The sequence below is a fragment of the Citrobacter sp. CK185 genome, assembly GCF_030333565.1.
Lineage (GTDB): Bacteria > Pseudomonadota > Gammaproteobacteria > Enterobacterales > Enterobacteriaceae > Citrobacter_B > Citrobacter_B koseri.
Genome location: NZ_JAOWFR010000023.1, coordinates 112,182 through 137,946, shown reverse-complemented (window position 1 = coordinate 137,946; position 25,765 = coordinate 112,182). Strand labels below are relative to the sequence as shown.

The 25,765-nt window shown below is 53.5% G+C and carries 24 protein-coding genes; 7 read left to right on the top strand and 17 right to left on the bottom strand.

Annotated elements, in window-relative coordinates; translation table 11 throughout:
• Positions 1 to 84: 84 nt before the first annotated feature.
• Entirely contained in the window at positions 85 to 2,262 is a 2,178-nt protein-coding gene (gene dinG, locus OGV79_RS08320; protein ID WP_286468228.1) for an ATP-dependent DNA helicase DinG, read from the top strand.
• On the opposite strand, the gene OGV79_RS08315 is transcribed toward dinG, so the two are convergent.
• The 5 genes from OGV79_RS08315 to OGV79_RS08295 all read right to left on the bottom strand — a co-directional run bounded on the left by OGV79_RS08315 (position 2,249) and on the right by OGV79_RS08295 (position 7,624).
• The gene (locus OGV79_RS08315; RefSeq protein WP_286468227.1) at positions 2,249 to 2,752 is read right to left on the bottom strand and encodes a fimbrial protein; all 504 of its coding nucleotides are present in this window, start codon (positions 2,750 to 2,752) and stop codon (positions 2,249 to 2,251) included. The genes dinG and OGV79_RS08315 overlap by 14 nt on opposite strands.
• Before the next feature lie 5 nt (positions 2,753 to 2,757).
• Positions 2,758 to 3,747, bottom strand: coding sequence for a fimbrial protein (locus tag OGV79_RS08310; RefSeq protein WP_049011137.1), 990 nt, complete (start codon positions 3,745 to 3,747; stop codon positions 2,758 to 2,760).
• Positions 3,748 to 3,769: 22 nt separating this feature from the next.
• Positions 3,770 to 6,313: a fimbria/pilus outer membrane usher protein gene (locus tag OGV79_RS08305; protein WP_286468226.1), complete on the bottom strand. Its 2,544-nt coding sequence runs from the start codon at positions 6,311 to 6,313 to the stop codon at positions 3,770 to 3,772.
• Between the two features lie 30 nt (positions 6,314 to 6,343).
• On the bottom strand, positions 6,344 to 7,018 hold the full coding sequence (locus tag OGV79_RS08300; protein ID WP_110494511.1) for a fimbrial biogenesis chaperone: 675 nt from the start codon (positions 7,016 to 7,018) through the stop codon (positions 6,344 to 6,346).
• 69 nt (positions 7,019 to 7,087) lie between these two features.
• Positions 7,088 to 7,624, bottom strand: a complete 537-nt coding sequence (locus OGV79_RS08295; protein WP_047457960.1) for a fimbrial protein — start codon at positions 7,622 to 7,624, stop codon at positions 7,088 to 7,090.
• 253 nt (positions 7,625 to 7,877) lie between these two features.
• On the opposite strand from OGV79_RS08295, the gene ybiB reads away from it, so the two are divergent.
• The gene (gene ybiB, locus OGV79_RS08290) at positions 7,878 to 8,846 is read left to right on the top strand and encodes a DNA-binding protein YbiB (protein WP_012133171.1); all 969 of its coding nucleotides are present in this window, start codon (positions 7,878 to 7,880) and stop codon (positions 8,844 to 8,846) included.
• 121 nt (positions 8,847 to 8,967) lie between these two features.
• On the opposite strand, the gene ybiJ is transcribed toward ybiB, so the two are convergent.
• The 3 genes from ybiJ to mcbA form a co-directional block, all read right to left on the bottom strand.
• Positions 8,968 to 9,228 carry a DUF1471 family protein YbiJ gene (gene ybiJ, locus OGV79_RS08285; protein ID WP_012133170.1) on the bottom strand — a complete coding sequence of 87 codons (261 nt, stop codon included), beginning with the start codon at positions 9,226 to 9,228 and terminating at the stop codon, positions 8,968 to 8,970.
• A gap of 287 nt (positions 9,229 to 9,515) precedes the next feature.
• Positions 9,516 to 9,782: a DksA/TraR family C4-type zinc finger protein gene (locus OGV79_RS08280; RefSeq protein WP_047457957.1), complete on the bottom strand. Its 267-nt coding sequence runs from the start codon at positions 9,780 to 9,782 to the stop codon at positions 9,516 to 9,518.
• A gap of 191 nt (positions 9,783 to 9,973) precedes the next feature.
• Positions 9,974 to 10,234 carry a DUF1471 family periplasmic protein McbA gene (gene mcbA / locus OGV79_RS08275; RefSeq protein ID WP_012133167.1) on the bottom strand — a complete coding sequence of 87 codons (261 nt, stop codon included), beginning with the start codon at positions 10,232 to 10,234 and terminating at the stop codon, positions 9,974 to 9,976.
• A 287-nt stretch (positions 10,235 to 10,521) separates the two neighbouring features.
• On the opposite strand from mcbA, the gene rlmF reads away from it, so the two are divergent.
• Complete coding sequence (gene rlmF / locus OGV79_RS08270) at positions 10,522 to 11,448, top strand: 23S rRNA (adenine(1618)-N(6))-methyltransferase RlmF (protein ID WP_047457955.1); 927 nt, start codon at positions 10,522 to 10,524, stop codon at positions 11,446 to 11,448.
• Here the strand turns inward: rlmF and ybiO are convergent.
• The 6 genes from ybiO to rhtA form a co-directional block, all read right to left on the bottom strand.
• Positions 11,445 to 13,679, bottom strand: a complete 2,235-nt coding sequence (ybiO, locus tag OGV79_RS08265) for a mechanosensitive channel protein (RefSeq protein WP_200053925.1) — start codon at positions 13,677 to 13,679, stop codon at positions 11,445 to 11,447. The genes rlmF and ybiO overlap by 4 nt on opposite strands.
• A gap of 118 nt (positions 13,680 to 13,797) precedes the next feature.
• On the bottom strand, positions 13,798 to 14,520 hold the full coding sequence (glnQ, locus tag OGV79_RS08260; protein ID WP_012133163.1) for a glutamine ABC transporter ATP-binding protein GlnQ: 723 nt from the start codon (positions 14,518 to 14,520) through the stop codon (positions 13,798 to 13,800).
• Complete coding sequence (gene glnP / locus OGV79_RS08255) at positions 14,517 to 15,176, bottom strand: glutamine ABC transporter permease GlnP (protein ID WP_012133162.1); 660 nt, start codon at positions 15,174 to 15,176, stop codon at positions 14,517 to 14,519. Before glnP ends, glnQ begins: the two co-directional genes overlap by 4 nt.
• Positions 15,177 to 15,271: 95 nt before the next feature.
• A complete protein-coding gene (gene glnH / locus OGV79_RS08250) occupies positions 15,272 to 16,018 on the bottom strand; it encodes a glutamine ABC transporter substrate-binding protein GlnH (protein WP_012133160.1) in 747 nt (248 codons plus the stop codon).
• Positions 16,019 to 16,382: 364 nt separating this feature from the next.
• Positions 16,383 to 16,886 carry a DNA starvation/stationary phase protection protein Dps gene (gene dps / locus OGV79_RS08245; RefSeq protein WP_012133159.1) on the bottom strand — a complete coding sequence of 168 codons (504 nt, stop codon included), beginning with the start codon at positions 16,884 to 16,886 and terminating at the stop codon, positions 16,383 to 16,385.
• Positions 16,887 to 17,191: 305 nt separating this feature from the next.
• Positions 17,192 to 18,076, bottom strand: coding sequence for a threonine/homoserine exporter RhtA (rhtA, locus tag OGV79_RS08240; protein WP_012133156.1), 885 nt, complete (start codon positions 18,074 to 18,076; stop codon positions 17,192 to 17,194).
• Between the two features lie 353 nt (positions 18,077 to 18,429).
• On the opposite strand from rhtA, the gene ompX reads away from it, so the two are divergent.
• Entirely contained in the window at positions 18,430 to 18,945 is a 516-nt protein-coding gene (gene ompX / locus OGV79_RS08235) for an outer membrane protein OmpX (RefSeq protein WP_012133153.1), read from the top strand.
• 152 nt (positions 18,946 to 19,097) lie between these two features.
• Here the strand turns inward: ompX and OGV79_RS08230 are convergent, their stop codons facing one another.
• Both OGV79_RS08230 and mntS read right to left on the bottom strand, forming a co-directional pair.
• Complete coding sequence (locus tag OGV79_RS08230; RefSeq protein WP_114848486.1) at positions 19,098 to 20,684, bottom strand: phosphoethanolamine transferase; 1,587 nt, start codon at positions 20,682 to 20,684, stop codon at positions 19,098 to 19,100.
• 289 nt (positions 20,685 to 20,973) lie between these two features.
• Positions 20,974 to 21,102 (bottom strand): manganase accumulation protein MntS, encoded by a 129-nt coding sequence (mntS, locus tag OGV79_RS08225; RefSeq protein ID WP_047457949.1) that lies wholly within the window; start codon positions 21,100 to 21,102, stop codon positions 20,974 to 20,976.
• 186 nt (positions 21,103 to 21,288) lie between these two features.
• Between mntS and mntR the strand changes: the two genes are divergently transcribed.
• Both mntR and OGV79_RS08215 read left to right on the top strand, forming a co-directional pair.
• Positions 21,289 to 21,762 (top strand): manganese-binding transcriptional regulator MntR, encoded by a 474-nt coding sequence (mntR, locus tag OGV79_RS08220; RefSeq protein WP_012133150.1) that lies wholly within the window; start codon positions 21,289 to 21,291, stop codon positions 21,760 to 21,762.
• A complete protein-coding gene (locus OGV79_RS08215; RefSeq protein WP_286468225.1) occupies positions 21,759 to 22,868 on the top strand; it encodes an anion transporter in 1,110 nt (369 codons plus the stop codon). The genes mntR and OGV79_RS08215 overlap by 4 nt, the downstream gene beginning before the upstream one ends.
• A gap of 80 nt (positions 22,869 to 22,948) precedes the next feature.
• Here the strand turns inward: OGV79_RS08215 and ldtB are convergent, their stop codons facing one another.
• Complete coding sequence (gene ldtB / locus OGV79_RS08210; RefSeq protein ID WP_012133148.1) at positions 22,949 to 23,869, bottom strand: L,D-transpeptidase; 921 nt, start codon at positions 23,867 to 23,869, stop codon at positions 22,949 to 22,951.
• A 218-nt stretch (positions 23,870 to 24,087) separates the two neighbouring features.
• On the opposite strand from ldtB, the gene OGV79_RS08205 reads away from it, so the two are divergent.
• Positions 24,088 to 25,683, top strand: a complete 1,596-nt coding sequence (locus tag OGV79_RS08205) for an ABC-F family ATPase (RefSeq protein WP_047457942.1) — start codon at positions 24,088 to 24,090, stop codon at positions 25,681 to 25,683.
• The last annotated feature ends 82 nt before the right edge of the window (positions 25,684 to 25,765 follow it).

The following is a 25,765-nucleotide window of genomic DNA, read 5'->3' as shown; positions in this document are numbered from 1 at the left end:
CCGAAAGGTCGGGCTTTTCTTTTTGCGACCCGCGCCAGAAAGTGCCACAATAGTGGCTGTTTATACAGTATTTCAGGTTTTCTCATGGCATTGACCGCTGCGCTTAAAGCGCAAATCGCCGCCTGGTATAAGGCGCTTCAGGAGCAGATCCCCGACTTTATCCCCCGTGCGCCGCAGCGGCAGATGATCGCCGATGTCGCCAAAACGCTGGCGGGTGAAGAAGGGCGTCATCTGGCGATTGAGGCGCCGACCGGGGTCGGGAAAACCCTCTCTTACCTTATTCCCGGTATTGCCATCGCCCGCGAAGAACAAAAAACGCTGGTGGTGAGCACCGCCAACGTGGCGTTGCAGGATCAGATCTACAGCAAAGATCTCCCGCTGCTGCGCAAAATCATTCCTGACTTGCGGTTTACCGCCGCGTTTGGTCGTGGGCGCTACGTTTGCCCGCGTAACCTGGCGGCGCTGGCCAGCAGCGAACCGAATCAACAGGATCTGCTCGCGTTTCTGGATGACGAACTGACGCCGAATAACCAGGAAGAGCAAAAGCGCTGCGCCAGGCTAAAGGGCGATCTTGACAGCTACAAGTGGGACGGGTTGCGCGATCATACCGATATCGCCATTGACGACGCGCTCTGGAAGCGCCTGAGCACCGATAAAGCCAGTTGCCTGAACCGCAATTGCCATTACTACCGTGAATGCCCTTTTTTTGTCGCCCGACGGGAAATTCAGGAAGCTGAAGTGGTGGTGGCAAACCATGCGCTGGTGATGGCGGCGATGGAGAGCGAAGCGGTGCTGCCGGAGCCGAAAAATCTTCTGCTGGTGCTGGACGAAGGCCACCATCTGCCGGATGTCGCGCGCGACGCGCTGGAGATGAGCGCTGAGATCTCCGCCCCCTGGTATCGCCTGCAACTGGATCTGTTCACTAAGCTGGTGGTGACCTGCCTGGAACAGTTCCGCCCGAAAACCACGCCGCCGCTGGCGAATCCTGAGCGCCTGAATGCGCACTGCGAAGAGTTGTACGAGCTGATTGCCTCGCTCAACAACATCCTGAATCTGTATATGCCCGCGACGCAGGACGCTGAGCACCGCTTTGCGATGGGCGAGTTACCGGATGAGATCATGGCGATCTGCCAGCGACTGGCGAAGCTGACGGAAATGCTGCGTGGGCTGGCGGAGCTGTTCCTTAACGATCTCAGCGAGAAAACCGGCTCGCACGATATTGTGCGCCTGCACCGGGTGATTTTGCAGATGAACCGCGCGCTGGGCATGTTTGAGGCGCAAAGCAAGCTCTGGCGGCTGGCGTCGCTGGCGCAGTCTTCCGGTGCGCCGGTCTCGAAGTGGGCCACGCGGGAGGCGCGCGATGGGCAGATACACGTCTGGTTCCACTGTGTGGGCATTCGCGTCAGCGATCAGCTTGAAAGGCTGCTCTGGCGCAGCGTGCCGCATATTATTGTAACGTCGGCGACCCTGCGTTCGCTTAACAGCTTCTCACGCTTGCAGGAGATGAGCGGCCTGAAGGAGAAAGCGGGCGATCGCTTTGTGGCGCTGGACTCCCCCTTTAATCATGTGGAACAGGGTAAAATTGTCATTCCGCAAATGCGCTATGAACCGTTGATTGATAACGAAGAGCAGCATATTGCGGAGATGGCGGCCTATTTCCGTCAGGCGCTGGAAAGCAAAAAACACCACGGCATGCTGGTTTTGTTTGCCAGCGGACGGGCGATGCAGCGCTTTCTGGAGCATGTGACCGATTTGCGTCTTTTGCTGCTGGTTCAGGGCGATCAGCCGCGCTATCGCCTGGTGGAACTGCACCGTAAGCGGGTGGCGAGCGGCGAGCGCAGCGTGCTGATTGGCCTGCAATCTTTTGCCGAGGGGTTGGATCTGAAAGGCGACCTGCTGACTCAGGTGCATATTCACAAGATTGCGTTTCCTCCCATCGACAGCCCGGTGGTGATCACCGAAGGCGAGTGGCTGAAAAGCCTGAATCGCTACCCGTTTGAAGTGCAGAGCCTGCCAAGCGCGTCGTTTAACCTGATCCAGCAGGTGGGCCGTTTGATTCGTAGCCACGGCTGCTGGGGAGAGGTGGTGATTTACGACAAGCGTCTGTTAACCAAAAGCTACGGGCAGCGTTTGCTGAATGCGCTCCCGGTATTTCCGATTGAACGCCCGGAAGTGCCGGAGGTAAAAAAACGCCCGACAAAAGTGGTTGCCGGGCGTAAAAAAAGCATCCGTGCGAAGGGGCGCTCTCCTACTGATAGGTAAACGTGACCTGTATGACACTATCGAACGAGCCCGCGCTGACGGGCATGGACGTGGCGTAATAGCGGGCGGCTAACGGGAAAGTGGCCGTGTGATCGCTTTGGTTGATCAGCACGTTAAAGCTTGCCTGCGGGGCGATGAGAATATTGTCCTGCCGATCGGCCAGCTCCAGCGCAAGCCCTTTCGCGCTGCCGCTGTTGGCAAATTTGGTCGGGTGTACGCTATCGGCCTGTCCGTAAAAAAACGCGTTGGCCAGCGTGAGTGTTTTTGGGCAATGCGTTACTTTCAGGGAAAACGCTTTCCATTCGCCGGTATCGCCTACGTCTTTGAAATCACTGGATGACGCCTGCCCCAAATCGACGGTTAAATCTTTACTGGCGCAGTCCACGGAGCAGGTGTTGGCATAGATGTTACCCACCATTTGCACCTGGATATCATCTGCGCAGGCATACGTCATCAGACCTGCGGTGAGTAAGAAAATAATTTTTTTCATCGCGATCACTTATAGGCCAGCGTAATCGTGGCGACGGTATTTGCCGGGCCTGGCGTAACGTCGTCGCTGATTTGCTCATAGCGGACCTGGAACGGAATATCCAGCGTTTCGTTGGCTTTTGCCTCGCTTTGCGTGTTGACGTAGTTGTCGAAGGTGGCGATATTGCCATCAAACAGCATTCTGACGCCGACGCCGGTCGCCATCCCGCTTTGCTGAGTCAGTTTCATCACGCCGGCAAAACCCGATTCGTAGCCATTCGCACTGGTGATCTTCACTTCAGGCTGTACGGTGGAATTACAATTGACCGTAACGTTAAAATTTTGTGCTGGCATCGAGAGGGTGCCTACTCCCATAAAATCACTGATCGGAAAGTCGCCCAGATTGACGGTCAGGTTTTTCGGTAACACGGAGCAGGTTACGGTTTCGAGATCCACATTGCCGGCATAGGCAATGTGGTTAGGACTCCCGATACCTTCGTGACCAAACACGCCAATCCCAAACTCTGTTTGCGCCTGCACCAGTGTACCGGAGGTCACGTCACTGCCGGTTTTCACCAGTTCAAGCGTGACGTTGAAGTTAAATGACTGCTGCCCATCGCTGGATACATAACCGATCGGCGTGCCGCGTGAATCGCACTGTACGCCGCCTGCGCCGCTGATCCGCTGGCCTTGCTCGTTCATCAGCGCGATGCCAACGCCGGGCACCCCGGAGTCGTACACCCCTCTCAGGCCTGGTATCTCAGCGCCTGTTCCGTAATAGCAGGAGACAATTTCCAGACCGCTATCAATACTTTGATCGCACTGTCCGGCAACGTGTACGGTTTGCTCTGTTCCTGGAATGGTCTCACCAATCGCCAGCGTCGTCGGTACGGAAACAGATGCCACGTTGATCATTTTGGGCATATCCGGCGTTGTGCAGGCCGCCTTTGCATGCGGCATAAACAAGGCTGCGCTGGCCAAAATCAGGAGGAAAAAACACTGTTTAATCATTTGCATAATGTTGAGTCTGCATGGTGAATCAATGACACTGCGCGGCAGCGTTAATGATGCTGGTTTTATGTCTCTCATCCGTTAGCGTGTACTCTGCGATGCAGTGTTCGCTGGCATCCTGACCCCACGACACGAAGAGCGTTCCGTGCTGAGGTAAACCGGAGAGATAAGTCTGACCGCCGTTGCCAACAATAAACTCGCTGTCTTTATCGTCGGTGGTGACGGTTGCGCCAAAGGGCAACGGCTTACCGTTTTGCGTGAGCATCATTAAAACCCTGCTGCCCACGCGGGTGTTAAAACTGGCGCGGACTACCGCGCCGCGCGTTGGGGTTACTATTCGCGCGGCATGGGTTACGTCGGCATCGTCTGGCAGTGTTTCTGTGTCCAGGGCAATCGTGTTGTGGCGGTAGGCTGATACAAATGGCACAACGGTATAGCCGCGAAAATCGGTTTTGACGCCGGTCTGATTGGTAATGTGTGTGCCATGTGTTCCCGGTGCTTTCACCAGCGCGATGGTTTCACCGAGCGGTTGCGTCAGAGTGATGCCGTTGGCGTGCGCCACAACGCCGCCTTGCAGACCCATATTAACGCTCCGTTGATGGCTGTCCTGGCTGACGCCGCCGCTCACTTCGCCATAGGTTCCTTTGTAATCGGCATTCATACTGGTTGAGTTGCCGCTTCCGGTATTGCTCACGCCTTCCTGGATATTCCAGTTCAGGTTGTCTTCGGCCAGAGCGGTACCGTTAAGGCCAATGTTTTGCGTGGCGCCGTCTTGACTGTTGTTCAGGTTGTACGTCGCCCAGGTGTTGTGCATCCAGTGGTCGAGTGGAACCGAAACGCTCAGCGCGAACTGGTTGTCATGGGTAACGGACTCACCGTTTTCATCGCTGTCGCTGGTGTTTTTGTTCATGCTGTAACTCAGGCTATAGCTCACGCCATGCCAGCTGTTGTTGTAGCTGAGGCTCATGGAGGTCATATCCTGGCGCTGGCTCCAGTAGGTCTCTTTGACCAGACTCAGCGTAAAAGACCCCCAGCTCTCGCCGAGCGTCTGATCGACAGTGGCTTCGGTACGCGCTCGGCGCTGCTGCGGGGCGGACCAGTCGCTGGCGCGGGTATAGGACTCCATTGTGTCTTCCAGGGTGTAAAAACCCTTACTGTTATAGCGATACCCGGCCAGGGAAAAGTTGGTGCCGGCGCCTGCAAAATCTTTGCTGTAACGCACGCGCCATGACTGCCCTGTGCTGGCCTGCTGCTGTTTCAGCAATGCTTTGGCCCGCGTGACGTCGACAGAAAACGCGCCTAAATCCCCCAGGTTTTTCCCGGTGCCGATCGCCTGCGACTGGTAATGGCGGCTTTGCTGTACGCCGCCATAGGCGGTAAAACCATAAGGTAGGCCATAGATTGCGCTCCCCTGAGCAAATGGAGTTTGCTCGACGTCTTTGTCATAGGCGCGATAGCGACCGGCAGTTACGCTATAGCGCAGGTTTTTTTCACGCTGCAACACGGGTACGGAGGCGTAGGGCACCACGAAATGGCTTTCGCTGCCGTCCGTCTCTTTGACGGTGACCTGCAAGTCGCCGCTGCTGCCCGTCGGGTAGAGATCGTTAATTTCAAATGCGCCTGGCGCTACGGTGTTCTGATAAATGACGTAGCCGTTCTGACGAACCATCACCAGGGCGTTACTGTGTGCGGTGCCACGGATAATCGGCGCATAGCCTTTTTCGCTATCCGGCAGCATGTCGCTGTCGGAATTGAGTTGTATGCCGGTATAAGGCACGCTGTCGAACACGTCCGCCGGAGAGGCGCTTTGCCCTACCGTGAGATCGCTTTTCATCGCCACGATATCGCGCTGCGCGTAGGTATAAACAGACGAGAATTTCTGCTGTTCGTCATGGCCCGTGACGTTACGATTCCAGGTTGAGTAATTGCGCACGCGCCAGGCGCCGATGTTGAACCCGGGACGCAGGTTGACATACTGGCTGCTGTTATCCTGTTCACCCTGTCGGCGGACGTCGCTCTGACTGGCGTTGGCGCTGTAGTTCAGTAGACCGGCGGTAATGCCTTCATCGAACGTTTTTGGGTCGATATAACCGCGCGGAATCTGGCCCAGCGCTGACTGAGGAATACTGAGCAATAGCTGCTGGTTGCACACGCGAAACGTGGCGGAGGCGGCGGGGATGGCGCTTAAATCTGCACATTTTCCTTGTGCCATGAGCTTCGGAAACGCCTTCGTTTTAATGCCGAGACTCTTTAAATCATCCAGGCTGAAACAGGGCTGGAGTGAACGGTTGCCCTTAACATCTTTCTGTAATTTAAATGTGACATCGCGGGTGTCGACTTTATTATTATCAATAAAGATTGATACCTGGTATTTTCCTGGTGCTTGTCCTGGACCTTTTTCATATACCGATAAATCGGTTTTTTCCTGTCGGGGATTATCAATATCCAGGAGCGCCGGGTTAAAATAATCATCTGCCCGCGTTTGCTGCGCAAAACAGAATACTGCCAGGCCACATAGCAGGGGCAGCAGTGTGAATAATTTGCAGGAAAACGGCTTTTTATCGCGGTACATGATTATTTTAATTGCCTGTGCGCCGTTATCTTAATGGACAGGCTTAGACCAGGTTCGGCTGATGCTGCCGTAATCAGTAATAATGGAATAGGTCACGGTGTTACCGTCAGTATTGGCGGGCAGAGCCATGTGGGTTGCCGTTTCAGGTACTGCCCAGGTCGCTTTACTGATTTTATGACCATTAATCATCACGCTCTGGAAATTCATATAAAACGGCGTCGGGTTATTGACAACCAGATCGTGACCTTCACGATGCCATTCCAGTTTGTCAGCAACCTCTTCTGGCTTACCTTTCACGGAGGATGGGCGATACAATAATTTAATACGCGTGTTGATCGCGATTTGCAGGGTATTTACCCCCTCAACGTGTTTTGAGGATGGAATAGCCTTGATATTCAGCCAGTACAGCGATTCACGATCCTCAGGCAGATTGCCACCTGTGCGAATAACCCGCAGAACGTTGTCTTCTTTCGCATTCAGGCGAAACAGCGGCGGCGTAATCAGAAAGGGGGTGTTGCCCGGATTTTTACTGCCGGAATCGACCCAGGATTGTACCAGATAGTCCGTTGAATCTGGGTTTGAAAGACCAAGCGAGGATTCCTTTTTGTCTCCCTGGTAAACAAGACGGGTGCCGTTAATAATAACGCCAGCATGCGCTGTCGCTGCTACCAGAAAAAGAGTGCCCAGTAAATAACCGTGACGCATAAATATTTCTCAGCATGAATAAAAGATATTAGCCCTGAAGAAAGGGCTAATATCTTCGGATGGATAATATCAGTTATAGATAACGGTAAAGGTGGATACGGAATTTGCCGGGCCGGCCGTAACGGCAGCCTGAGTCTGAATATAACGCGCTGCAAATTCCAGATCGTTTACCGTGCTTCCTGCCGTCAGTGGATATTGACGGGAAGGGGTATATAAGCTGACGGGTTGCTCTGACGAGTCGAGCAACTGAATTGCCACACCGGTAGCCGTCTCCGTGTCTGGCGTTAATGCCAGGGTCGTGCTGTTATCCGTATCCGGCGTACCGCCAAAATTAATGGCGGCAGAGGTCACCGTTTCCGGGCAGTCTTTTAGCTGAATATCGAATTTCGTTGGTGTGCTGGTAGAGCCTGCGCCAGAAAATACGGTTTTAGACACTCTGCCCAACTCGACATTTAGCGGGTTACTTAACCCATTAACGACCTGACAAGCGGAGTCAATGATTTCACCCGTAAAGTTAATCTGACCTTCGCCATTTGTTGCCGCAAATGCGGATGCGGAACATCCTACTGTTGCAGCGATGAATAAACCTAAAGCAACCTTGTTCATCATAAATCCTGGTGTATAAGTGGTGAAAACCAGCCTGGACGTTTTCACCGTGGACCCTCAATAACTCTTCGCCAGATATTTAATCAGATTGTTTACGGATTAGAATCGTGTATAAAAATCACAAATATTTGAACTAATGCTTGCGTTTTAATAATTACTACAAAAACAGGTGATTGATGACTGAGATAAAAAACTAACGGCCGGGTCTCCAGAGGGGCTATATTGTTAAAAAAATGTCGCAGTGGAGAATGTCATGGATTATCGCAAAATCATCAAAGAGGTCGGTCGGGGTAAAAATCACGCCCGCGACCTGGATCAGGATACCGCGCGCGGCCTGTATACCCATATGTTGAATGGCGATGTGCCCGAACTGGAAATGGGCGGCGTGTTGATCGCGTTGCGTATTAAAGGGGAAGGCGAAGCGGAGATGCTGGGCTTTTATGAAGCCATGCAGAACCACACGATTACGCTTACGCCGCCGGTCGCCAAACCGATGCCGATTGTCATCCCCAGCTACAACGGAGCGCGCAAACAGGCGAACCTGACGCCGTTGCTGGCGATTCTGTTGCATAAACTGGGGTTTCCGGTGGTGGTACATGGCGTAAGCGAAGATCCGACGCGCGTACTGACGGAGACCATTTTCGAACTGATGGGGATTGCGCCGACGCTGCACGCCGGTCAGGCTCAGGCGAAGCTGGATGGACACGAGCCGGTGTTTATTCCTGTTGGTACGCTGTGCCCGCCGCTGGAAAAACAGCTGGCAATGCGCTGGCGGCTGGGCGTGCGTAACAGCGCGCACACGCTGGCGAAGTTAGCGACGCCGTTTGCGGAAGATGCCGCCTTGCGGTTGTCCAGCGTCTCGCACCCGGAGTACGTTCCGCGCGTCGCGAAATTTTTTGCCGACATCGGCGGGCGCGGTTTGCTGATGCACGGCACGGAAGGGGAGGTGTATGCCAATCCACAGCGTTGCCCGCAAATCAGCCTGATCGACCGTTCCGGCGTGCAGGTGCTTCAGGATCGCCAGAGCGAGATGCCCGACGAGCCGGTGCCGCTGCCTGCGGCAAAAGACCCGGAAACCACCGCCCGCTGGATTGAGCGCTGCCTGGCGGGAAGCGAGCCGATCCCGGCTTCCCTGAAAATTCAGATGGCGTGCTGCCTGGTGGCTACGGGAGAAGCGGCGACGTTAACGGAAGGGCTTGCGCGGGTAGCGCAGCATTTTTAAGCGTCAGGCAAAAAAAAGCCCGTCCAGTGGCGGACGGGCGAACAAGGGTAACACAGGTTCAATGAGGGTTGGAGCAGTGTGTCTGTCGGCAAACAGACGGGTATAACAGAAACGCGTGAAATTATTTGTAGATAACAGCAGTGCCGCTCATTTTGTTGTTGTTGGTTGCGGAAGTGATGCTATAACCGGTTGCGCCGGCAGCTGCCGCTTTCTCAGCCAGTTTCGCTTCCAGTCCATCCAGAGTGGTGGCGCCTTCCGCAGAAACAACACCGATTTTATTCATGCTTTGCGCCTGGGAAGCCGTTACCGGCTCGGCAGCGAAAACGCCAAATGACAGGGTAGACAGAGCGATAGCAGCAACAGCATATTTGATATTTTTCATGATTAATCTCTCGCAGGTTATTCTTGTGTAGTAAGACGTTGTTCCGTCGATGTGATAAGTATCACGGTTTTTTGCGGGAGATAAAATCGAATAGAATTGACGTCATCCATCAAATAATTTGAATGACAAATAACTTATTGATTATTAATAAATTCAAAACATGGATTTACGCTTCTTGCCGTTTCACTTTACAGAAGAGAGAGTAACGGCACATTTTGCCACGCAGAAGGTGAAAAAGCATGAGAGTAAAAGAACATGCTTACGCTGTTGTTTTACGTAAAGAAAAGTTAGCGTAACTGGCTATCTTTCGATCCCCTGCGATTATATCCTGAGAATGTTGCGTTATGTAAATCTTTCTCCTGCTGGCAGGCAATGCATAGCCTTACTCCCGGAACGGCTTTACGCCGCGCTTCCGGGATAGGATCGCCGCACTCTTCACATTCATACAGGCTTTCGCCTTGAGGAATTTCGCCGCGAGCGCGGGCGACAGCATCTTCAATAGTATTGTTGATTTGTTCATTAACGGCGTCGTCGTTCGCCCACCCGGATGCCATATACCGGTTCCTCCCCCTTTATTCCACACGGTAAGTGTAGTGAATATGGGGTCAAAAATCGTACAGTCAATAGCGCAGAAGCAGGCCGGTATATCAGTCAGCGAAAAACATCAGCGAATGAAAAAGACGGGGGAAGTTTTCTATGCTAAGGAAAACTGCATTCGGTGGGAATGCAGTTACCTGGTAGGGGGTTATTTGTAGATGGTGGCAGTGCCATACATTTGGTTATCGCCACCGGCAGAATTGACGACAAAACCTTTGGCGCCTTGTTCACGCGCTTTTTCTGCCAGTTTATTTTCAAGTTCGCTCAGCGTCGTCGCGCCCGTTGCTGAGACGGTCCCGGCGGGTCTGAGCTGGCCTGCTTCTGAGCTGCTAAGCGGCTGCGCGGCGAATGCACTAAAACTCATGCCAGTGAGCAGAGCAGCAGCCAGTACGGTGAGGCATTTTTTCATAACGGCATCCTCTTAGAAACAACAGGTGGTGCCTCATAAGTTTAGGACGTTGATGACGCAAAATTAACGCAAAAAATTGATTATGATGTGCTTGTTTTTTGAACGATATTTTTTGACGAATATTGACAAATCAATGACATACAGATTGTTGATTTTCCAGGGGTTTGTCGCTAAGCGCTGCGGAGCGACCCGTGTTCGTCTGCGGTATAAGCGGGCTTTCTCCGTCAGGTTTGTTTACCGCGTTGCGTTATGCGAGTATCTTACGCCGCTGCTAAAAGGAGAATGCCATGTCTGCCCAGAAACCGGGATTGCACCCACGTAATCGCCATCATCATCGTTACGATCTCGCGACGTTATGCCAGGTCACGCCAGAACTGGCGCAATTTCTTACCCGTACGCCTGCGGGTGAGCAAAGCGTTGATTTCGCGAATCCTTTGGCAGTCAAGGCGCTCAATAAAGCGCTGCTGGCGTATTTCTATCAGGTGGCAAACTGGGATATTCCCGAAGGCTTTCTGTGCCCGCCGGTGCCAGGCCGCGCCGATTATATTCACCATCTGGCGGATCTGCTGGGCGAAACCACAGGCGCGATTCCGGCGGATGCGAGCGTGCTGGATGTGGGGACAGGAGCGAACTGCATTTACCCGCTTATCGGCGTGCATGAATACGGCTGGCGCTTTACCGGCAGCGAAGTCCATGCGCAGGCGCTGGCCAGCGCCCAGGCGATCATCAGCGGCAACCCAGGATTAACCCGATCGATTCGTCTGCGTCGGCAGAAAGATCCTGCGGCAATCTTTAACGGCATCATTCATAAGAATGAACAGTATGACGCCACGCTGTGCAATCCGCCGTTCCACGATTCGGCAGCTTCTGCCCGTGCGGGAAGTGAGCGCAAACGTCGCAATCTGGGGCAGGATAAAAACGATGCCCTGAATTTTGGCGGCCAGCAGCAGGAACTCTGGTGCGAAGGCGGGGAAGTGGCGTTTATCAAAACGATGATCGCGGAAAGCCAGGCCTTTGGCCGCCAGGTGATGTGGTTCACCACGTTGGTGTCGCGCGGCGAAAATTTGCCGCCGCTGTACCGCGCGCTGACGGACGTCGGGGCGGTAAAAGTGGTCAAAAAGGAGATGGCCCAGGGGCAAAAGCAGAGCCGCTTTATTGCCTGGACTTTTATGGATGACGATCAGCGTCGCCGCTTTATGGCGCGTAAGCGCTAAAGCGTGGGTTCGCTCGGCGGCAGGGGGTCTGTCGCTGGCGCCTGACCGATCGTCGGTGCGGGCAGTACCTGATACGTTTGCACCGGCGCGCGAACGCCCGCCAGATCGAAGTGTTTTTTCACCTGGCTGTCGAGCGCGAAGCGTACCGTCCACTGTTTTAAGGGCAAGGTGGTAAAGGAGACCCGCAGCGTAAAAGCGGTATTGGTCAGCCCGACGATCCCGGAGAATGACGGTTCTCCGATAATCAACCCGCGAATATCTTCCCTCTCCATCACCGCAGCCACCGCGTCTTTCAATGCCTGATTGGCTTTATCCGCATCTTCATGGCGATCCACGTCATAGTTAGCCACGACCGAACCAATGCCGCGCACAAAGTTCGCGAAGGTAGTAATCGAAGACCACGGAATAATGTGGTACGCCCCGGTATCCTGACGCACGCCTACCGAGCGAATCGACATTCGCTCCACCGTACCGGTCAGCGGGCCGATAGTCACCAGATCGCCGGTATTCATCCCGTTTTCAAACTGGATGAATACGCCGGTAATAATATCTTTCACCAGCGTTTGCGAACCGAACGAAATCGCCAGCCCCAGCGCCCCGGCGCCGGCCAGTAAGGGGGCAATGTTCACGCCAATCTCCGACAACACGATCATGATTGTGATTGTACTGATGATCACCGCCAGGGCGTTACGAAACAGCGTAAGCAGGGTTCGGGTACGCGCGCTGGGCAAGGGGCGGCCGTGAATATCTGACGCCAGGCGGTTCTCAATCAGGCTGGCGAGGATGGTCCATCCGACCGCAGAGAAAAAGAGGATCAGCGCAATGCGGATCAGAATATCGACGGTTTTCTCTCCCGCGCCGTTGTGCAGCCAGTTCCAGAAGTCGAATAACCCCCAGGCGTTGAGCAACAGCATGATCGCCACGCAAACCGTCAGGATTCGCGCGGCTTTCAGGGCGGTTGACAGCCAGCCGTTCAGCCGTTTTTGCAGCTCAGGGTAGTTGCGCTGCGTAGGGGGCGACAGCGTAATGGTTTTGGCTATCCAGCGTGAGAACATGCCGGAAACAAACGCGGCGACACCGATAATGAGCAGGCTGCGTACCGTCGCGCCCATCATAAACTTCAGGCTGTTGCCCGGGTCGAATAATGAGAAGAAAAACAGCACGATAAAATAGGCGCTGGCCAGCCAGTGCCACACCAGCGCGAAGGCGCGAATAAACAGACTGAAAAAGGCCAGCGACCGTTCCGCGAGATTCAGCAGATGCTGGGTGATCTCTTTTTTGTTTTTGAAGATCAGATACAGCGCCCACAGTGTAATGCACAGCATGATGATGACGTTCGCCATCGCGCCGACCTGGACGTTGACCTGGTTGGAGATAATCGGCACGGCGACGATCAGACCATAGCCGATCAGGCTACTGAGCGAACTCAGACGGCGATTCCAGTAGCGCGCGCTGGCGTCCTGAATCGTGAACGGACGCAACTCCGCTACGTTAGGGCAAAAGATCAGGCGCAGAATGGCTTTGAAAAACTCAATCAGGGCAAACGCGTTCAGGAACAGACTTTGTTGAAAGGCGATGGTTCGGCTGCCGGCGTTCATTCTGTCGCTCAGTATCTGCCCGACAAACAGGGTCAGCGCCAGCAGGAGCAGATCGATGATAAATGCGCCGATAATCATTGCGGGAAGCTGTAGCCAGTTGCTGCGGTCGCGATTTTTTTTGCGCGCCCACTGACCCATTTTGCGATACAGCGGCAGCGCGCAAAGCCGTATCAGCCAGTAAAAGACAAACACCGAGGCCGCCAGCATCAGGAAGTGGGTTAGGGCATTGGTAAATGCCTGCGTGTTAAACGGCTTATGCGGCGAGTCGGTGATGTTACGATAAAGCTGGGCAAAGCGCCCGGAGAGGGCTTCTCCGTAACGCCGGCTGATGTCGGTTACATTCTCCAGCACCGTTTTTTCTTCCGTAACCGTGGGCGGCGTTATCGTGGGGACAGGCTCTGGCGGCGGCGTGGCGGCGACTTTTCGTAGCTGGTCGATGAGTTCCTTGCGAGAGGTCTCGTTTTCCAGCACATCCGCCAGCGCTGCGTAGGCGGCTTTCTTTTGTTCGACATCGGGTTCAGCCGCAGGCGCGGCCTCCTGACTGCCTGAGGCGTCCGTTGTGACGCCGGGGATCGCGACCGCATGCGCGGGGGCGCCCAGCAGTAAAAAGAGGATGAACAGGATCCGCCGCATGACTCCTCCTGTGAGAAATATAAGCAAAAAGATAAGTATAGATGCTTAAAGGGGAGGGATTTGAAATGGGAGGATTCCGGGGAAACCCTCCCTTCCAGGCGGAAGGGAGGGGCGTGCCTCAGGAAACGTGCTGCAAGAACTCCTGCAAACGCTGGCTGGGCGGATTTTCAATCAGGGTTTGCGGATTACCGTCTTCCGCAATGCGCCCTTTGTCGATGAAGATCAGACGGGAGGCCACTTTCTCGGCAAAGCCGATTTCGTGGGTCACAATGACCATTGTCATCCCTTCTTCCGCCAGATCCTGCATGACTTTCAGCACTTCGTGACGCAGTTCCGGGTCCAGCGCGGAGGTCGGTTCATCAAACAGCATCATTTTCGGCTTCACCGCCAGCGCGCGGGCAATCGCCACACGCTGCTGCTGACCGCCGGAAAGTTCGGAAGGGTAGTGATGCGCACGCTCTGCCAGCCCGACTTTCGCTAATAACTCTTTGGCCTGCTTTTCGGCATCTTCTTTCTTCGCGCCGCGCACGCGCAGCGGCCCGAACATGACGTTTTCCAGCGCCGTCAGATGCGGGAAGAGATAGAACTGCTGGAACACCATGCCGGCTTCCTGACGGATTAACCGCTCATCCACCTTCGGATCGTTCACTTTCAGACCATCAACAATCAACTCGCCGGACGTGATCTCTTCCAGTTTGTTGATGCAGCGCAGCAGAGTGGACTTCCCGGAGCCGGATGGCCCGATGATGACCACCACTTCACCCTGTTTGATGTTCAGATCAATATTGTGCAGCACCTGGGTTGGCCCAAAATGCTTGGAGACGTTTTTAAATTCAATCACAGGATTTTCATCCTTCTTTCCAGACGACGCAGAATGAAACTCAGCACCAGCGTAATGATCAGATAGAACACCGCAACGGCACTCCAGATTTCCAGCGCGCGGAAGTTACCGGCGATGATTTCCTGCCCCTGACGAGTCAGTTCAGCGACGCCGATAACAATAAACAGCGAGGTATCTTTGATGCTGATAATCCACTGATTACCGAGCGGCGGCAGCATACGGCGCAGCGCGAGCGGTAAAATAACGTGGCGAATGGTTTCGCCGCGAGACAGCCCTAATGCCAGGCCCGCTTCGCGAAAACCTTTGTGGATAGACAGCACCGCACCGCGCGTGATTTCTGCAATGTACGCGCCCGAGTTAATCATGATGGTGACAACGGCGGCGCTGAAGGGATCAATTCGCAGATCGTTAAACGCCATCGGCAGCGCGAAGTAGATAAACATCACCTGCACAACGATAGGCGTACCGCGAATCACTTCGATAAAGACCAGCGCAACGTGGTTGGCGATCCAACCACCAAAGGTGCGCGCAAAACCCGCAAGCAACCCGATGACCAGGCCGCCAGCCAGACCAAGGATTGAAATCCACAGGGTCATTTTGGCGCCTTCAATCAACAGCGGGATGGCGGGCCAGATGGCACTCCAGTCAAACTCCATAAATTGTTCCTGTTACCGTGGTGAAAATACTCAAAGGCCTGTACGCCCGGTAAGCGCAAGCGCCACCGGGCGTAACGAGCTAAAATACAGCGTTATTATTTAGGTTCAGTACCGAACCATTTTTTGTAGATTTCGTTATAGGTGCCGTTTTCACGCAGCGTTTTCAGCGCGCCGTTCACTTTCTCACGCAGTTCGTCGCTGCCTTTCGGGAAGGCGATGCCGTATTGCTGCGCTTCCAGAGACTCACCTACCGCTTTGAACTGACCATTGCCCGCGGTTTTGATGAAATAGAGGATGTTTGGCGTATCGTGCAGAACGGCGTCTGCGCGGTTGGTGCCCAGTTCCATGTAGGCGTTATCGATGTTCGGGAACTGACGCAGATCTTTGGTTTTGATGTTTGCTTTCGCGTAATCGACAGAACCGGTGCCGCTCTTCACCGCAACCACTTTGCCGTCGAGGTCTTTCACGCTTTTCACATCGTTGTTATTGGCTTTCACCATGACCAACAGACCGCTTTTGTAATAGCCGTCAGAGAAGTCGATCGCTTTTTTACGCTCGTCGGTGATCGTGATGCCTGCCAGAGCCAGGTCGACGTTTTTGGTTTGCAGCGCCGGGATGATGCCGCTGAAATCCATCGGTTTCAGGGTGTAGTCCAGATTCAGCTCTTTCGCGACAGCGGCCCACAGATCCACATCAAAGCCAACGTATTTGTCGCCCTGTTTGAATTCAAACGGAACGAACGCCGTGTCGGTTGCCACGACGAGTTTCTTATCCGCGGCGTGAGAAGACACCGCAAAAGCCAGGGTAAGTGCAGCCAGTGAAACTTTTAATACAGACTTCATAGCATTTCCTTTTATATCCACGGGGCGATCCCCTGCGAGAACATATGGCGTAATGAAAGAATCGTGCCAATTATGCAACTCATTGTTTTAAAAAGAAGGCGTTTCATTTTAATGCACAATAAGCGTGGCAAAACTGACGGATTGCACCGTTTTGGGGCGCTGATTTAGTGCAGACCGAATCGGGTGCAAACGGTATGACTATTTAGCGCAAAAATTGTTGCTAAAACAATCTCTCGTTAACGATTGTGTGAGGTGATTATTACAAATATTTTACTTTACGGCAGGGCGGAAGAAATTTGATGCACTATAAAAGTGCAAAACCCCCGCCGAAGCGAGGGTTCATAGGTCTTACTTATCATGCTGCTTATTCGATGTTGGCTTCGATGAACCACAGGAATTTATCGAGGTCGCGGGAAGCAGCAGTAAAGATATCAGCAGTGTCTTCGTCTTTGGCTTCGCTGATGGCTTTACGGACGTCATTGGCGACAACAGAGTAACGATCCGCCAGCTCTTTCAGGTGATCCTGAACGCTATGGATATCCAGCGGGTAGCTTTTCAGCGGTGTTTTGCTGTTAATCACTTGCGTTGTCCCTAATGCCACGCCACCCAGCTGTACGGCACGTTCTGCCATGGTATCAAGGTGGTCGGTCAGCGCTGTACGGAAGCCATCCAGCATCTCATGTACGGCAATAAAGTTAGCACCGCGCATATTCCAGTGAGCTTGCTTAGTGATCAGTGACAGGTCAATGAACTGGATCACCTGACGATTCAGCAACTCAACCGTCGCTTTCTTATCGCTGTCTGATACATCGTTGCGGGTATAAAGCAGATTAGACGCTTTCGTTTTTACCAGTTTAGCGGTACTCATAATCTCATATCCTCTTGATGTTTTGTGTCCCAGGTAATTAACGAAACTAAGTATAGCACCGGTTTTTCATTTTGCTTTTCTGTCTGTGCCTATCACTTTAATAGCGCAGAAAGTGTTTAATATTGAAAATGATTAAAAATCAGTATGTTATGAAATTAAGTGTTAGTATGTTAATAATTCTCATTCACTATGAGCGATAAACATAAATAGGTTTGCAGGCAGCAGAAAAATAGCGGAGATAATAATAATGAGAAGGATGAAAGCAATATTCTGCATGATTATGCAAATCATGCAGAATTGTAACGTTAATTAATGTCGACTTGCTGAATTTTCGTTTCCCGCCGGATGGTGAGCGTGGACCCCATCGAGGCGGCAATGATGGCGGCTAATGCCAGAAGCTGCACCAGCGTCAGCGTTTCTCCCAGGAAAATCATCCCCGAAACGGCAGCCAGCGCGGGCTCCATGCTCATCAGCGTCCCAAACGTTCGCGTGGGCAGTCGCGTCAGCGCGATCATTTCCAGCGAGTAGGGCAGCGCCGTTGACAGCACGGCGACAGCCAGACCCAGCGGGAGAATCGACCAGTGCCATAATGCCTCTCCCGCCTGTAGCGCGCCAACCGGAACGAAAACGATCGCCGCAATGAGCGAGCCTACCGCCACGGTCGCGGGGCCGTGTTCTTCACCCGCCCGCTGCCCGGTCAGAATATAGATAGCCCAGCAGGCGCCTGCGCCGAGCGCCAGCGCGGCACCCGTTAAATCAACATGCGATACGCCCTGACCAAGCGGTAACAGGAACCAGAGTCCAAGCACGGCCAGCACAACCCAGATGAAATCGACAGGCCGTCTGGACGAGAACAGCGCGACCGCCAGCGGCCCGGTGAACTCCAGCGCAACGGCGATGCCGAGCGGCACCGTCTGAATCGACAGGTAAAACAGGTAGTTCATCCCGCCAAGCGACAGACCGTAAAACAGGAGCGGCAGCCGCTGTTCTCTGGCAAAGCGCAGACGCCAGGGCTTAAAGAACGCAATCAGGATTAGCGTGCCTAATGCCAGACGCAGTGCGGTAACGCCCGGCGCCCCGACGAGAGGGAACAGCGATTTCGCCAGCGAGGCTCCGCTCTGAATAGAGGACATCGCAATGAGCAAAACCAAAATAGGCAGCCAGACTGGCTTACGTGACGACCCCGGCATCCTTTCTCCTGTCAATTAATGTCAATAGAAGTAAAAAAGGCAGTGTAATAGAAATAACCTCTGACGGTTGAGTATTCGTTGAAAAAAAATCCCGGAGAATCCGTAAAATATCGATGAATTGATGGATTAATAAACTGCGTAATTAGGAATTATCTGGATGAATGTACCATATTGTGCGCGTAATAATGGTGCGCTTCACCGGAAAAGTGATGTTATTTGAAAGAGATAGCGGGTTATGGAAATGTTCTGTTACACGAAAAGACCCGTTAGACATCGCGAATCGCAAAGAGTTTCTCATCAATTTTTGATATATTTATAACTTAGGATTTACTTGAAGCACATTTGAGGTGGTTATGAAAAAAATTGCATGTCTTTCAGCACTGGCCGCTGTTCTGGCTATTTCCGCAGGTACTGCTGTAGCTGCTACTTCTACCGTTACGGGTGGTTACGCTCAGAGCGATGCTCAGGGCGCAGCGAACAAAATGAACGGTTTTAACCTGAAGTATCGCTACGAGCAGGACAACAACCCGCTGGGCGTAATCGGTTCCTTCACCTACACAGAAAAAGATCGTACTAACGGTGCTGGCGATTACAACAAAACTCAGTACTACGGCCTCACCGCCGGTCCTGCTTACCGTCTGAACGACTGGGCAAGCATCTACGGTGTTGTTGGTGTGGGTTACGGTAAATTCCAGACTGCTGCCACCCCGGCTGACAAACACGACACCAGCGACTACGGTTTCTCCTACGGTGCCGGTTTGCAGTTCAACCCGATCGAAAACGTTGCGCTGGACTTCTCTTATGAGCAGAGCCGTATCCGTAACGTGGACGTCGGCACCTGGATCGCCGGTGTTGGTTACCGCTTCTAATCACTTCGGTGATATGAAAAATCCGCCCCTCGGGGCGGATTTTTTTTGTCTGATGTGTAGGCCGGATAAGGTATTTATGCCGCCATCCGGCAATGCCTGATGGCGACGCTGAGGCGTCTTATCAGGTCTACAACATTATCAGGACTACAGGTTTAGCGCTGTTTGGTACTAAAAATATCCGTACCCAGATGGTTGTAATCCACCTTCTGCAACTTGAAGTTGGTGATGAAGACCGGTCCGGCTTTCTGCTCAGAGATAAAACGGTATTTGGTTTTAATCTCTTTCGCGCTGATCCCCGTCCATTGCGAGAAAAAGCCTAAGAAATCATTTGCCGAGCGGCGCGCTTTAATCACGTGATGCGCTTTGTCATCGCTGGAAAGCACCATAAACGGCACCTGAAAATTCTGCTGATACCTGTCGTCATGCGCCAGATACTGCACCTCTTTCCCGCGCTCTTTAAATGCGAGGCCATGATCCGAGAAGTAGACCATAGAGAAGCTGTCGCCGCTGTTACGCAACTGCGCGTACAGTTTTCCCAGTAATGCGTCCGTTTGGGTCATGGTGTACAGGTAGCAAGAGGTCTCTTTCGACTGCACGAAAACGTCGTATTTTCCCTGCGTGCGATCGCAGGCCTGCGGGTGCGAGCCCATCAGGTGCAGCACAATTAACTGCGGCTGCGTGCGTTCTGTCTCCAGTACCTGAGCGGTCATTTTTAACAGCGCATCGTCACGCGTATTCTTGTCGGCTTCGAAGTCTCCGCTTTTCAGGAAGTGCGCTTCATCGGCACGTTTCGCGATGCTGGCGATAGCCGTATCGTATTCGCCGATTTGCCCCTGATTCGAGAACCACCAGGTCTGGAAACCGGCACGGTTGGCCAGCGTCACGAAGTTATCCTGGAATTGCGGCTTGTTGTCGACCACGCGATTGAGCGTTAAACCGAGCGATTTTTGCGTTGAGCCGCTGGCGGCAACGTAATCCATGAAAAAATAACCGTTGGCGGTACTGGCGAACGGGGTGTTATCCCAGTGACCGCCGAATGCGCCCATTGCGTCACGCCGCGCGCTTTCACCGATCACCACCACGTAGGTATGGTATTGGGGCTTAACCGCAGTGACCGTCCAGGTATCCTTCATCCCGGACAGCTTCGCCATCCGCTCTTGCTCCTCAATCACCTCATTGTTGTTGACGATGACATCCTTCACGAAGCGAAAAACCGGGTAGCCGGTGTCTTTTAATTTAAACACGCCGCCCCACGCCAGGTTTTGCACCGGCGCGACAAAAAAGGCGATGATGCTGAACAGCAGACACACGCTGTCCACAACGCGCCAGGCTTTTTTCTCCGTCTCTTGCTTACGGCGAACGGCAATCACGCCCAGTGCAAAGATAAAGAGGCCTACCAGATAGTTGTACCACGGGAAGATGGTCAGGATTTCGGTGGACTCTTCCACGTTGGTCGAATGCAGCGCCAGCAGCGTATTAAAGTTTGGCGAGCCGTAGGCCTGGCCGAACGGAAAATACATGGCGGCGATCAGCGAGCATAGCCCGATCAACACCTTTTGCGCGCGCGGCGCGGTGCGCCAGAGCAACAACAATAGGCAGGTAAAGGCCGCTGTATAGAACAGGCTAAACGGGTAGCCCGACGCGAGGTTAATCAGCAGCGACTGTAAAAAGTAGAAGCCAGTCCACGGGCTAATGGCCCTGCTGCGGGCAATAAGCGAGTCTTTGAGGGTTAAATTCATATGCCACTATTGCAAAAACGCCATGTGCTCACCCTGGCGTTAAGGGTCAATACCTGCCGGAAAGTGCGTGAAGAGGGGATGGGGTCCGCATCTGCGAGCCGCAATATATGCAGGGCTGCGCAACGATAGAGCGTGTGTATAAGAAGGTCAACTACTACAAGGAAAATGTTTTGCGAAGGGGGCAGCAAAACCGACAAAAAGAAAGGGTATTGAGATAAAACACAGCGCGAGCGCGCCTTGATGGCCGCGAAGATGGCGTCAAAATGGAGCGGCGTACCGCGACGCCGCGTTATTTTGACGAGGGCTGATCCTGCTCGGGTTTGCCGTTGATCATGTCACACAGCATGGACAGCAGCATTAACCGTACTTTAAAGGGAGAGTGGCTAAACACGCGCATACACCTCTTAAATTCGTTCATAGAAACCTCCTGACTTTACGATCCCATCGATCCGTGAGGGATGCCTGCATTACATACAGATATAGCACAGGCTATATTATATAGCTATTGCTAAAACGTTAAATTTTTGAGCCTGTGCAACTCTGGTTTACAATGGGCCCACTCCAGCCAGATGCAATTAACGCGTCACAGTAACGAGGAAGCAGAATGAGTCGTCGCGCAGGTACGCCAACAACAAAAAAAGTGACGCAATTAGTGAATGTCGAAGAACACGTCGAAGGGTTCCGCCAGGTCAGGGAAGCGCATCGCCGTGAACTGATTGATGACTACGTTGAGCTGATTTCCGATTTAATTATCGAGGTCGGTGAAGCGCGTCAGGTTGATATGGCGGCGCGACTTGGCGTTTCCCAGCCGACGGTCGCCAAGATGCTCAAGCGTCTGGCGTCGGTAGGGCTTATCGAAATGATCCCCTGGCGCGGGGTATTCCTGACCGCAGAAGGCGAGAAGCTGGCGCAGGAAAGCCGTGAACGCCACCAGATCGTGGAAAACTTTTTACTGGTGCTGGGCGTCAGCCCGGAAATCGCACGCCGCGATGCGGAAGGGATGGAGCACCATGTAAGCCAGGAAACGCTTGAGGCTTTCCGCCTGTTTACGCAAAAGCACGGAACGCCTTCTGAATGAGTTTTCCTTTTCTGCGGGCATTAAGATGCGATCGTTTCCTGCTGTTATTACTCCTTGTCGGGGCCGGACTCAGTCTGTTCGTCCCGTTTACTCCCCGCACCTGGCCGGGTGCAATTGACTGGCACACCATTATTACGCTGAGCGGTTTGATGCTGCTGACCAAAGGCGTTGAGCTGAGCGGATATTTTGATGTGCTGGGCCGCAGAATGGTTCGTCGTTTTAAAACGGAACGCCGTCTGGCAATGTTTATGGTGCTGGCGGCGGCGGTGCTGTCAACGTTCCTGACCAACGATGTGGCGCTGTTTATCGTCGTTCCGCTGACCATCACCCTGAAAAGACTGTGTGCGATTCCGGTAAACCGGCTGATTATCTTTGAGGCGCTGGCGGTCAACGCCGGTTCGCTGCTCACGCCGATTGGCAATCCGCAAAATATTTTGTTGTGGGGGCGTTCTGGTCTTTCATTTGCGGCTTTTGTCTGGCAGATGGCACCGCTTGCCGCCGTGATGATGCTGACGCTGTTGGTGCTGTGTGGCCTTTGTTTTCCGGGGAAGGCGTTGCAATACCATACCGGTACGCGCGCCCCTGAGTGGCAACCGCGCCTGGTGTGGAGCTGTTCTGGGTTGTATATCGTGTTTCTGACCGCGCTTGAACTGAAGCAGGAACTCTGGGGGCTGGCGATTGTGGCGGCAGGGTTCATCGTCCTGGCGCGCCGCGTGGTATTGAGCGTCGACTGGACGTTGCTGCTGGTGTTTATGGCGATGTTTATCGACGTGCATTTATTGATACAGCTACCGGTGTTACAGGGCGTACTGCGCCATGTTGAAACGCTCTCTGCGCCGGGGCTTTGGCTGACTGCGCTCGGTCTGTCGCAGTTTATCAGCAATGTGCCCGCCACGATTTTATTGCTCAACTACGTTCCGCCGACCGCGTTGCTGGCCTGGGCGGTCAATATCGGTGGTTTTGGTTTGCTACCGGGATCGCTGGCGAATCTGATTGCATTGCGGATGGCAAATGATCGGCGTATCTGGTGGCGGTTTCATTGGTATTCGTTGCCGATGCTGCTCTGGGCGGCGCTGGTGGGATATGGATTGTTGCTGCTGAAGTGATGGCCCGATGGCGCTACGCTTATCGGGCCGATGCGGTAGGCCGGGTAAGGCGAGAGTCGCCACCCGGCACATTGCTTTGATCAGTTCAGACGAACCGGCATACCGGAACGGTTCTGAACGGCCTGCTCAACCACAGACTGATCGACATCAGGCTGGCTGGTTACGCTCTGAACGCTTTTGTTCAGGTTAATCGGTACGATCTCGCCGCCTTCGAACTGCGCTTCCGTGGTAGACAGCGGGTTATGGACTTCAATGTAACGGCTGCCATCTGGCTCAGTGGTCGCTTTCACCGGCTCGTCGATAAACTGTACGCGGGTGCCGACCGGCACATTTTCAAACAGGAACTTGATGTCGTCGTTACGCAGACGGACGCAGCCGTGGCTGACGCGCAGGCCGATACCGAAGTTGGCGTTGGTGCCATGAATCGCATACAGACGACCAATGTACAGCGCGTACAGACCCATCGGGTTATCCGGGCCAGCCGGTACGACGGCAGGCAGCGGTTCGCCCGCCGCGCGGTATTCGGCATGCATTTTCGCCGTCGGCGTCCAGGTCGGGCCTGCTTTCTTACGCTCAACTTTCGTTGTCCAGTTGATTGGCGTGTCTTTCCCTAACTGACCGATACCAATCGGCAGGACGATCACCGTGTTGGTGCCTTTCGGGTAGTAGTACAGACGCATTTCCGCACTGTTAATGACAATGCCTTCATGCACGGTGTCCGGCAGGATCAGCTGCTGAGGAATGTTCAGCACCGTACCGCCTTTTGGCAGGAAGGTATCAACACCCGGGTTCGCTTCCAGCATGTTAGACAGCCCCATCTGATATTCAGCCGCAAAATACTCCAGCGGTTGGGTATTGCCTTCCGGGATAGTGATCACCTGGTTTTGACCAACGACGCGACTGCCATCGGTCGGTAAAGGATAAGTCACCGCTGAGGCGGTGCTGCAAAAGCCAACTACAGCGAGGGCCGCCGCGAAAAACGTTGTTAATTTCATATTCATGTTATGCGAGATTCAGTGCCTGGCAGGCTATTGGGTTGAGAATTCTGTCATGTTGGGAGCGCATTATATGTGCATTCCCGTTAAGTGGGAATTCAGATGTGTACGAAATCACATTTTTTTCCCGTGAGGACAATTTTAGCGGCTTACCGTGAGGCGCGATCTTATTTAAGACTTGTGGCATAATAAGCGGTTTGTCACATATTTTTCAGGATACGCCAGTGTTAGTTTCCAGCAACGTCACCATGCAGTTCGGCAGCAAGCCGCTGTTTGAAAATATTTCCGTCAAATTTGGCGGCGGCAACCGTTACGGCCTGATTGGCGCCAACGGTAGCGGTAAATCCACCTTTATGAAAATCCTCGGCGGCGATCTCGAACCGACGCTGGGCAACGTCTCTCTCGATCCAAACGAGCGTATCGGTAAGCTGCGCCAGGATCAGTTTGCCTTCGAAGAGTTCAGCGTACTCGACACGGTGATCATGGGGCATGTTGAACTGTGGGAAGTGAAACAGGAACGCGACCGCATCTACGCGCTGCCGGAAATGAGCGAAGAAGATGGCTATAAAGTGGCCGATCTGGAAGTGAAATACGGCGAAATGGATGGTTACTCTGCCGAAGCGCGCGCGGGCGAACTGCTGCTGGGCGTGGGGATTCCGGTTGAGCAGCACTACGGCCCGATGAGCGAAGTCGCGCCAGGCTGGAAGCTGCGTGTCCTGCTGGCGCAGGCGCTGTTTTCCGACCCCGATATCCTGCTGCTTGATGAACCGACCAACAACCTCGACATCGACACGATCCGTTGGCTGGAGCAGGTACTGAACGAACGTGACAGCACCATGATCATCATTTCGCACGACCGTCACTTCCTGAATATGGTGTGTACGCATATGGCGGATCTGGATTACGGCGAACTGCGCATTTACCCGGGTAACTACGACGAGTATATGACTGCCGCCACCCAGGCGCGTGAACGCCTGCTGGCCGATAACGCCAAGAAAAAGGCGCAGATTGCAGACCTGCAATCTTTCGTCAGCCGCTTTAGCGCTAACGCGTCTAAGTCTCGCCAGGCAACGTCTCGTGCCCGTCAGATTGATAAAATTAAGCTTGATGAGGTGAAGGCCTCCAGCCGTCAGAACCCGTTCATCCGTTTTGAACAGGATAAGAAGCTGTTCCGTAACGCGCTGGAAGTGGAAGCGCTCGCGAAAGGCTTTGATAACGGCCCGCTGTTCAAGGGCGTCAATCTGCTGCTGGAAGTGGGCGAAAAGCTTGCGGTACTCGGGACTAACGGCGTGGGTAAATCCACGTTGCTGAAAACGCTGGTGGGCGATCTGGCGCCGGATAACGGCACCGTGAAATGGTCAGAGAACGCGCGCATTGGGTATTACGCGCAGGATCACGAATATGAGTTCGAAAATGACCTGACGGTGTTTGAATGGATGAGTCAGTGGAAGCAGGAAGGCGATGACGAGCAGGCGGTACGCAGCATTCTTGGCCGTCTGTTGTTCAGCCAGGACGATATCAGAAAACCGGCGAAGGTGCTCTCCGGTGGTGAAAAAGGGCGTATGTTGTTCGGTAAGCTGATGATGCAGAAACCGAATATCCTGGTGATGGACGAACCGACCAACCACCTGGATATGGAATCGATCGAATCGCTGAACATGGCGCTGGAGATGTATCAGGGCACCCTGATTTTCGTTTCTCACGACCGTGAGTTTGTTAGCTCGCTGGCGACGCGCGTGCTGGAAATTACGCCGCAGCGTGTGGTGGACTTCAGCGGCAACTACGAAGATTATCTGCGTAGTAAAGGGATCGACGGCTAAAAAAAAGCCCGGTGGCGCTACGCTTACCGGGCCTACGCTACAGTTTGTAGGCCGGGTAAGGCGAAGCCGCCACCCGGCAATC